This window comes from Anabaena sp. UHCC 0187 (genome assembly GCF_009712035.1).
Taxonomy (GTDB): Bacteria; Cyanobacteriota; Cyanobacteriia; order Cyanobacteriales; family Nostocaceae; genus Dolichospermum.
Genome location: NZ_VILB01000022.1, coordinates 1 through 10,426, shown reverse-complemented (window position 1 = coordinate 10,426; position 10,426 = coordinate 1). Strand labels below are relative to the sequence as shown.

The following is a 10,426-nucleotide window of genomic DNA, read 5'->3' as shown; positions in this document are numbered from 1 at the left end:
GAATATTATCCTGCTGTGGTAAATTAACCTGAGAAATTATCTCACTATCATCTTGATTACTGGGTGTAATAGGTGCTGATTTTGGTGAAGGTGAAAAAGAAGATTGTGGTTTAATTTTAGATTTTGGTTCAGAAGAAATCTCAATGAAGTCAATAGGAATAGAACTTTGGTTAGATTCAGGAAACCAAGGTTTAAAATTATCAGATGAACGCATTAACCAAAATACTAACAAGTGAAGAGACACTGAACCAATAGATACAAGAATCCATAACCAAGGTGGATCAGGATGTCGTCTTAAATTTTGAGATGTAATTAAACTATTATTTGAATGATGATTTGTAACCGTTGGTATCATGGTGTGATTTTCCCTAGGAGGATTTTCCTAAACTTTTGGAACTTCTGTGTTCTTCTTTTCCACACCCTGATCCCAAATTAATTATTTACAAGGTTCTGATGTCACCACAAAAGTCAGAACTGTTTCATCAATACCTTTTAGTTCTAAGGGACTACCTTTGGTAATTTCTTCTTCCTGTAAATAGTCTGCCACAGCAGCAGAAACTAGGATAGTACCAGGAACAGCGGCAGCTTGCAAGCGGGCGGCAATATTTACACTCGGACCAATGGCTGTATAGTCAGCACGCTCGGCGCTACCAAACATTCCCACAACAGCCGTACCTTGGTGAATACCACAACGAAATTGTAAGCCATCACGGCCATCTGTTTCAAAGATACCTTGCGATCGCCAACGAAGATTTAATGTTATCAATGATCTTTGCATAGCTCTAGCTGTATTGATAGCACGTCTAACTTGTTCATTGGGTGTGAGGTCTTCTGGCGCTCCATATAAAGCTAAGATAGCATCTCCCATAAATTTATCTACTGTGCCGCCATTTTCAAACACAACTTTAGTCATGGCTTCTAAATATTCATTCAATATTTCGGCAACTTTTCGGGATCTCAGGGTATTAGATAGCTGAGTAAAACCAACAATATCACTAAATAAAACTGTCACCAACCGGGGTTCTGGTTGTAAATCTAGCGTCAAAGTTCCAGTAGCAGCTTTTCTGACTAATGCAGTGGGTAAAAATCGGCTGAGTACAGATTCTGTGAGATAAGAATTTAATTCCAAAATGCGTTTTTCATTTTCCTTCAAAGCTAAAAGATTGCGTGCTTCTGCGAGAAGTTCCCGATCATTAAAAGGTTTAGCTAAATAAGCATCTGCACCTTTTTCTGTGCCTTGAATCCGGGTTTCTTCATCAACTTTTGCTGTCAGGAGAATAATGGGTATTCCTTTTAAATCTTCCTCATTGCGAATCATTTTAATCATTTCCAGTCCTGTCACCACGGGCATCATTAAGTCGGTGATAATTAAACTGGGTTTAATTCTTTGTACGAGCAGAAATCCTTCATTACCATTCCGGGCTGTATCAACTTTATAACCGTTGCGACGTAAGATATCCGATACATAAACTCGTAAATCGGGGTTATCATCAACAACTAAAATCGAGTGTCCAGTCCCTTGATCTGTAATACTCAGAAGTTGAGAATCTTTAATTTCTAGATTTGCTAATGAGTCTGTTTTCTGTTCAAAAAGGTCTATATCTAAATCAATTTGTTCTAAATCAGCTAATTCCACACTAGCGCGACTGATATTTAAATCAGCGGCAGTATTTAATATTTGGTTTGTGGGTAAGTGAGATGAACCGGTTAAAAGCTGTAAGGTAAAGATTGTACCTTGTCCATAAACTGAGTCAACTTTGACATTACCCCCATGTAATTCTACTAATTCTTTAACGAGGGATAAACCTAAACCACTACCTTCGTAGCTGCGGTTTTCTGAACCTTCAGCTTGACGGAATCTGTCAAATAGATAAGGAATTTGTTGGGGAAGAATCCCAATCCCTGAATCTTGAACTTGCAAGATGCAATAATTACCTGTTGCAGTTAGTCTAATTGTGATTGTCCCCCGTTCGGGAGTAAATTTCATAGCATTTGACAACAGGTTATAAACCACTTTGTCAAATTTTTCTATATCCAAGTAGACAGTGGGACAGTTAAGCAAATCTGTATTAACTTCAAGTCCTTTTTTCTCGCAATAGGGACGAAAAGAGTCAACAATTTGGGTAATAAATTCGACGAGATCACAAGGACGGAAACTGGGTTGCATTCTCCCCGCATCCAGACGTTGTAAATCCAGGAGTTGATTGACTAAACGTAGTAATCGGCGAGAATTCCGGAGAGCGATGATACTTTGAGAGTGGGATAAACCTTCACCTGTACTGACTGCGGACTCTAAAGGGCCTTGTATTAAGGTGATGGGAGTCCGAAATTCATGGGAGATATTTTGGAAAAATTCGGTTTTCTGCTTGTCTAGTTCTAGTAAGCGTTCTGCTTGTTCGCGGGTTTTTTGATACAAGCGTGATTGTTGTACGGCGATCGCTGCTTGGGATGCGACTGCTTTAGCTAACTCAACTTCTGAAGATAGCCAGCGTCTAGCTTTATTACCTTCCCGGAGAGTAATACTACCAATACATTTGCCATCAGCCAGTAAAGGGACAACGATGAGCGATCGCACTGGCATTTTCAAAGGCAAATCAAAACCTTGAACATCAGCGGAACAACGGGTGATATCAGGAATTACCACAGGTTCTTGTGTCCGCAATATTTCTTGCAAAATGGGATTATCCTGAATTCTGACTTGGGAATCAGGCAATTGATGATGTAAAGAGTGATAATTTTCTAAGGAATTTTCTATATTGTCCGAACTATCATACAAGCCTACACAATGAACAAATTCATCTTCGAGAGTCCATAACGACAGCACACAGGCCTCAACTTGTAAAGCTTGTCCTAACTGTTGAGTAATGGCAGCAAAAATATCTTCTGGATCAAGACTAGAACGAATAGCACTCGTAATTGTATTAATCAAAGCCTCACGCTTGGCTAAATCCCGCACCTGATCATAGGCATAGGCTTGGGATAAGGCTAAAGCGGCTTGATCTGCGACAACCAAAACTAACTGGATTTCATCTTCTCCCCAAATCCGTGACTGGGAACACTGATGTAGAGCTAATACAGCCATCAATTTTTGTTGCCAAATCAGGGGAACAACTAAACTAGAGCAAATATTAGCAGCAGCAAAAGCATCCGCACGACTATTGCCGACATCATCGCTGTGAATGCGCTCATCATCGTTGACGTTATTAATTACCTGCAATTCGCGGGTTTCCCACACTGTTTGCACCAACATAGGCAGAGAAATACTTCTTGCTTCTGAAGCCTCTTGTTCTCCATTTTCTCTAGGGGTAATCAACTTTTGATAAATAAATCCTTCATCTGCCAACTGTTCGTCTTGGAAAGGACGCAATAAACAAACATCTACCGCTAAAATATGGCCTACTGTATCCACAATAGTTTGTAAAATTTGCCGATAGTCCAGGGCGCTGCGAATCGTATTTGTGATTGTATTCAGCAGGGATTCTTGACGGAGTGTGCGGGTAAGTTCCCTAGTTCTGGCTTTGAGGACATTGTGTGTGTCCATAGCTTGACGAACTAATGCTTTGAGTTCTTCCGATTCCCAGGGTTTAGTTACGTATTTGAATACCTTGCCCGCGTTAATGGCATCTACCAAGTCTTCAACATCGGTGTAGCCAGTTAAAATAATGCGAATAATATCTGGATATTGGGTAGCGGTGAGGCTTAAAAATTCTGTACCACTCATCATTGGCATCCGCTGATCGGAGATGATAACGGAAATATCACCTTCTCGCGCCAGTAGTTCCAGCGCCGCAGGTCCAGAATTTGCCCTGACCACCTTATAGTCTCGATAAAAGGTACGATAGAGCAAGTCAAGGTTGTCGGGTTCATCATCAACAACCAAAATTTTCGGCTTACTGTTTGCTTGTGATATCATGCACCGCTTTGCTGCTGCAATGGCAGTCGGATAAAGAATAAAATGTTCAAGTAGGGATATGTATAAGTCAGGTAAGAGCAGGTTATTTCGACCATTAACTGTTTGTTTGGCTACATGACTAAGGATAGGGCAGGATGGGAGATTTCATCACCTAAATTACCCACTATTTTGGATTTTAACCCCTGCAAGTAGTTGCTGATCAAAAAAATTACTGTCAGGCTGGCAAGTATCTGGCATGAAGCTATACATTAAGTTTATCCATTTCAGCATTTGTACTCATACTTTTCCGGCAATTTTATTTTTTGTGGTCATGGTAGCGTTATTAATAATACATCAATCTGACTTGCAGCCAAAGTATACTATTAAACAAATACCTGTTTCTAATTTAGCAATTAGAAATAATACTAAAGCAAGTCGTAGTTTTAGGTAACTTGTCCATGAAGGATTGAGTATTTTTATTCCTTCTTCATTCTGACTCTGTGACTCGGTGACTCCTTCTTCAAAGGTTCTTATCCCAGTATCCATTACTCAGTACCTATAGTACCAGTCTCTCTAGTTGCCAATTAGGGGTATTTTTAGCTCTAATGCGCTAGGATATTTCATTTAGATAGGTTTTACTCCCTTGATGGTGAGTTATCCCAGCTACATGATTATTAACTGATTGTTTTCTTAAGATACCATTCAGTTATGATTGGCAAAGATACTGGGAAAATATCTTGTTAAATCAAATTCATCCCCCAACTAGCTTTGAAATCCTGGTTTTCTTACCCTACCCACCCCCAACCAAGCCCAGAACCTGGGACTCTATCTGTTGGGCAACTCCAAATTCGTGTAGCTACACCTGATGATTTAATCAGTATTGCCCAAATTGTGGCTGAAAGCTTTCACTCCCAGGAAGGTTTATGGGGTTGGGCTTTCCCTTTATTTCGTGTGGGCATTTACGAAGATATCAAGCATCGTCTCCAGTTTCCCTCACCCCATCATGTTTGTTTGGTTGCTGTTGATGCTGCCACTAAAGATCATCCAATTATGGGAACCATAGAAATGAGTGTCAGGCTCAGTGATTCTTGGGCTAGTGTCAATCATGGTTTCCCTTATTTATCTAATTTAGCTGTTCACCCAAGTTACCGGAGATTGGGTATAGCTTCTAGCTTACTGATTCGCTGCGAGCAAATCTCCCAAGTATGGGGTTTTCAGGACTTATATCTCGATGTGTTGGAAAACAATCATCAAGCTCGTCAGCTTTATTTTAAGCTGGCATATCGGGTGTATAAAGTCGAATCTCCTTGGAATGCTCTTTTTCTCAATCGTTCCCGCCAGATATTACTACATAAAAATATATAGTCTAGTCGGGAATTGGGAATAGGGCTGCCTTCTTTCCATCTTCATATTTGATGATTTATCTTTACAGAAACTTTAAATAAAGACTATCCTAGCTTGAGATCAACATAGCGTTCTTCCCATAGAATAGGATAATTAAAATAACTGGACAATGCGTGTTTATTCCTAAAATAAATTATACTGTTCAGAATAATCTTGAAAACTAGGGAAAATTAACGACGGTAAATTTAACAGTAATTCGGGCTTTAAAAAGCATATCTATAACAACATCGTGAAAAACCTAACATAATATGGATAGCGAAAAGCGTAGACGCTATCAAACCGCTATGGTGTCAAATTATTACGCTAAAAATAGTGTTATTAACCAAATTATCATGCCAGATGGAACTGAGCAATTCAATGGCTCTGATATCCTCAAACTGATTCATGGTGGTAAGGTTCTCATGGTTAATAGTCGGAAAAGAAATGGGTTAATACTCTTTAAAGAATACCATGCAGAGTTTGCAGGACCTGGAGCAGCGATTGGTGGAGATTATGATAGTGATTGCCAAGGGATTTTACCCATAGGCAATCTATCTTTGTTGTCTCCTGAATCCCATGAAGATCGTCAAAAAGCCTACTTGATTAGGCGACAATGGATTCGCTTAATCAAACAAATTACAGAGAGTCCAGTTGCTCAACAGCGAGTACAAAAGATTCTTGATCAGTTTGAAGTATTTTTTCCCGCTGAAATAGTAGCTGATATCCCCGATGAGGCTTTTGCTATGTTGGTGGGTGTTTTACCACAAACTGTCACAATAGTCCGCCTTTTAGGTATTGATACAGACAATTAATCACTAGCAATTACTCCCTATTCCTTTAATGCTGTTTGTATTCGCTCTAGGGTGCGAGTGTTTTCTTCTGGTGTACCTATGGTGATTCTTAAGCCACTAGGTAGAAGTCTAATCAGAGTCCCTTGACTTCTAAGTTTTTGGTTGAGACTTGTTAAAACTGTAGTTGGTGAGTGAGAGTCATCGGTTTTAACACGCACGTAAATAAAGTTAGTGTCACTGGGTGTAATTTCTAAGTTTGGATGTGTTGATAAAGCTGTGATCATTTTGGTTCTTTCAGTCAGGGTTTGGGGAATTGACTCTAGTAAAAGTTGCCGATTTTCCAAGGCCATGAGGGCAGCAATGATAGAAAAGCTGGGAAGATTGTAAGGAAGACGGACTTTTTCTAAAATAGCGATCGCTTGCGGATGCGCGATACAATAACCTACACGCATAGCTGCGAGACGAAAGGCTTTGGAAAAAGTGCGTAGTATTATCCAATTAGGACGTTGTAATAATTCACCGACTAAGGTAGTCTGACTAAATTCAAAGTAGGCTTCATCAATAACTACTAACATCTCTTCTGGTAAACTTTTCAACCATTCTAGTTCCGCTGCTGTTAAACAATTAGCTGTGGGGGAATTAGGATGAACGACAAAAACGACGCGAATAGGAGGATTATCTGTTTTTGCAATGGCAGATTTGGCGGCTTCTAAATCAGTTTCAAAGTTACTTTGATTTCTGCCTACTGTAACTACAGGAATTCCCAAAGTTTGCGCGAGAATTCCATACATGGAAAAGGTGGGATTGGCAACTAATATAGAACCTTCTCCCCCTAGACAGGTGGCAATTAATAAAGAACGAATTAGTTCATCAGAACCATTACCAACGGAAATATTATCAGCGGTGAAAGTTGAATTTGCTAGATTTGCTGATTCATTCACATATTCAGCGATGGCATTTTTCAGAGTTGCATGGCCACCATCAGGATAACGATTAGTTTCAATAACTTGCTGATAGGTGAAAGCTAACTTTTCTTTGATTTGGGCTGGTAAATCTAAGGGACTTTCATTAGTATCTAATCGGTCAAATTGAATAGCTACAGGTTCAGCACTATCACTGCCAGGGTGAGCTTTATATGCGTTAAGTTGAGATAAATCGGAACGAATGAATTTAAGCATTTTTTGTTAGTTGTTAGTTGTCATGAAGATAATTTGCTTTGTATCTTTTTAATTCCTTGACTATAACTGGCAAAATGAGGAAATTGCTGGCCAAATTTCGTCGCTGACATTGCCCAAGCTATGATCACTATTGAATTCTATTAATTCTACCCAAGGACGGGAAATAGCGAAAGAGCGACTAGCTTGAATAGGGATGACTTCATCATGTTTACCATGTAAAATCAAGGTGGGAAGGGGACGTTGTAATAAATCTTCTGAATATTGATGAGCATCAGTAACAAAATTGTAATGTAGGGGTAATAATTGTTTATAGCCATAATGATAAATCATCATATATTTTGTTAATTGCCATAATTTTAATCCTGTGCCTAATTTTGGCAACCAGTGGGATAAAAAGCCGAAAGCTGGGGCTAGTAAAATTAGACGTTGTACCTGTAAATATTGTTGGGCTAAATGGGCAGATATCAAACCTCCTAAACTAGAACCAATGAGAGTAACTGGTTGAGAATTTAGAGGCAGTTTCGCAGCAATTTGTTGAATTTGTCGAGTTATTGTTAAGTCAGAAAATCCACCATTATTCAAGTCGGGGATAGACATTGATATTTGAAGTTGTGATAATCGTTGTTGAATATCTTGGGCTTTGGCTGAATTTGGACTAGAAGCGAAACCATGAAGATAGAGATAATTCATAGTTAGGGGATTTTATATTGCATTAATTACAGCATCAATCACCGCAGCCACACAAGGAATAGCGATAGCATTACCAGTTAATTTCCGCATAGTTTGATAACTTCCTACTATTTTATAAAATTCAGGAAAACCTTGCAATCTTAACATTTCTCTTTCCGTTAATCTTCTTTCTCCATTGACTAATAAATAATTATAAGATGCCCCTGCTCTCAATGCACAGGAATAAGGATGTATACTAATATTACCAGATTTGTTTTCATGCCATATTGTGGGTTGATGATATTTTTGCTCAGGTTTGACTTTTTGTAACCGATTTTGTCTAATTTGCTCAGAAGCATAATAAAATTCAGAAACGGATTTTTCTAATATTTCTGATAAAGGCTGCATGGGCATTTTGATTAATGGCCAATTAAAATTATGATAATGAGTTTGATTTTTTACCCCAACTATCAAAATTCTTTCTCGTTTTTGCGGTAAACCAAAATTAAGGGCATTCAAAATTTTATAATCTGTATAATATCCTAAATCCTTTAATGTATTAATAATTATTTTTAATGTTTGCCCTTGTTGATGTCCTTGTAATTGTTTGACATTTTCTAATATAAAGGCTGAAGGTTGTTTATTTTTAATAATTCTGGCAATATCAAAAAATAATGTTCCTCTTGTATCTTCAAAACCTTTCAGTTCTCCACAAATGCTAAAAGGTTGACAAGGAAAACCACCTAATAATATATCATGGTCAGGAATATCATTTTCATCAATTTTTGTAATATCGCCCGTGGGTGTTTCTCCAAAATTTTCTGAATAGATTTTCTGGGCATTTATATCAATATCACTGGAAAAAACGCATTTAGAATCAATTTTATAATTATCACAAATCCTTTCAATTGCTAATCTAAATCCACCTGTCCCACAAAATAAGTCTATAAATTTGATCATTCACTTTGATGAAATATATGCAAACTAAACCTATCACAATTGTCAGGGTTTAGCACTGCTAAACCCCTAGAAAATACAATTATCTCATCGTCACAAATTCCTCAGCAGCGGAAGGATGAATACCTACAGTGGCATCAAAATCGGCTTTAGTCGCGCCCATTTTCACTGCAATAGCGACACCTTGAATTATCTCTGCGGCACTATCTCCCACCATGTGAGCGCCTAAAATCTTATCAGTATTGGTATCTACTATCAACTTCATCATGGTTTTTTCTTGCTTACCTGGCAAAGTGTAGTACATGGGGCGGAAGCTAGTCCGATAAATTTTGATACTATCATCTCCAAATTTTGCCCTAGCTTGGGCTTCTGTCAAACCCACTGTAGCCGCTTCTGGGGTGGTAAATACGGCTGTGGCAACGGTTTCGTGACTAAATTCACGGCGATTGTTGCCAAATTCACTGTCAGCAAAAGCTCGTCCTTCCCCAATAGCCACAGGTGTTAAATTTAAACGGTCTGTGACATCACCAACGGCAAAAATATGGGGTTGACAAGTTTGGCTATATTCATTGACGGTTATCGCATTTGAGGTGCTGTATCCTGGGCCTTCCTCAGAACTGGGAACACAGTCAAGTTGGGCATTTTCTAAACCCAGTCCTTCAATATTGGGACTGCGACCGGTGGCTACTAAAAATACATCAGCAATAATGGGTTCTTGATTTTCTCCAGATAAGGTTAATTTCAGTCCTTCGTCTACTTTTTCTATTGCTGTCACCTCAGTATTTTGGATAATGCGAATACCATGATTGGTCATTCCTTCTTGGATACTGGTGCAAATATCTTGATCAAAACCATTCAAAATTTGCTCTTTGCGGATAATTTGCGTCACCTCAGAACCTAAGCCGCGCATAATACAGGCAAATTCACTACCAATATAACCAGAACCAATGATAGCGATATGTTTGGGTTGAGTTTTCAGGTGAAAGATTTCATTGGAGGTAATGCCGTGTTCTATTCCTGGTATCTCTGGTTTAATGGGACGACCACCGACAGCAATTAAAATTTTCTCGGCTGTATATTTTTTGCCGTTTACTTCGACGGTGTGCGGGTCTACGAAGGTAGCGCGACCAGAAACTAATGTGACTCCGGCTTTTTCTAAAAAGCTGATATGCAGGGCTGAAAGTCGGCGAACTTCGTTATCTATGGATGTAATGAAATGTTCCCAGTCAAATTTTACATCTCCCACAGTCCAACCATAACCTGCGGCTTCTTGGAATTGGGCAGGGAAGTGAGAACCGTAAACCATGAGTTTTTTAGGTACACAACCGCGAATTACGCAAGTACCACCAACTAAATCATATTCGGCGATCGCCACTTTTGCGCCATAACTAGCAGCCCGTTTGGAAGCTGCTAACCCACCAGAACCCGCACCAATCACAAACAGGTCGTAATCAAAAGTCATAAATTTCTACTTTTTAACTAAAAATAGGCTATTGAACTATATACAGAATAGTTAACTTGCCTAGATTTAATCTAGCGTAGCTCCTGGGATGCTC

The 10,426-nt window shown here is 38.9% G+C and carries 7 protein-coding genes and 1 pseudogene; 2 read left to right on the top strand and 6 right to left on the bottom strand.

The features are described 5' to 3' along the window. Both FJR11_RS20215 and FJR11_RS20210 read right to left on the bottom strand, forming a co-directional pair. Window positions 1-355, bottom strand: a pseudogene (locus FJR11_RS20215) (hypothetical protein); the annotation flags it as partial. Window positions 356-436: 81 nt separating this feature from the next. Beyond that, complete coding sequence (locus FJR11_RS20210) at window positions 437-3,913, bottom strand: response regulator (RefSeq protein ID WP_168506984.1); 3,477 nt, start codon at window positions 3,911-3,913, stop codon at window positions 437-439. A 747-nt stretch (window positions 3,914-4,660) separates the two neighbouring features. On the opposite strand from FJR11_RS20210, the gene FJR11_RS20200 reads away from it, so the two are divergent. Both FJR11_RS20200 and FJR11_RS20195 read left to right on the top strand, forming a co-directional pair. After that, entirely contained in the window at window positions 4,661-5,257 is a 597-nt protein-coding gene (locus FJR11_RS20200; RefSeq protein WP_168506981.1) for an N-acetyltransferase, read from the top strand. Between the two features lie 287 nt (window positions 5,258-5,544). Next, complete coding sequence (locus tag FJR11_RS20195) at window positions 5,545-6,087, top strand: hypothetical protein (protein WP_168506979.1); 543 nt, start codon at window positions 5,545-5,547, stop codon at window positions 6,085-6,087. Between the two features lie 17 nt (window positions 6,088-6,104). On the opposite strand, the gene FJR11_RS20190 is transcribed toward FJR11_RS20195, so the two are convergent. The 4 genes from FJR11_RS20190 to gor all read right to left on the bottom strand — a co-directional run bounded on the left by FJR11_RS20190 (window position 6,105) and on the right by gor (window position 10,332). Further along, window positions 6,105-7,244 (bottom strand): histidinol-phosphate transaminase, encoded by a 1,140-nt coding sequence (locus FJR11_RS20190; protein WP_168506977.1) that lies wholly within the window; start codon window positions 7,242-7,244, stop codon window positions 6,105-6,107. Between the two features lie 60 nt (window positions 7,245-7,304). Further along, complete coding sequence (locus tag FJR11_RS20185) at window positions 7,305-7,934, bottom strand: YqiA/YcfP family alpha/beta fold hydrolase (protein ID WP_168506975.1); 630 nt, start codon at window positions 7,932-7,934, stop codon at window positions 7,305-7,307. A gap of 12 nt (window positions 7,935-7,946) precedes the next feature. After that, complete coding sequence (gene dcm, locus FJR11_RS20180; protein ID WP_168506973.1) at window positions 7,947-8,873, bottom strand: DNA (cytosine-5-)-methyltransferase; 927 nt, start codon at window positions 8,871-8,873, stop codon at window positions 7,947-7,949. Window positions 8,874-8,952: 79 nt separating this feature from the next. Further along, window positions 8,953-10,332, bottom strand: a complete 1,380-nt coding sequence (gor, locus tag FJR11_RS20175) for a glutathione-disulfide reductase (RefSeq protein WP_168506971.1) — start codon at window positions 10,330-10,332, stop codon at window positions 8,953-8,955. Window positions 10,333-10,426 lie beyond the last annotated feature (94 nt).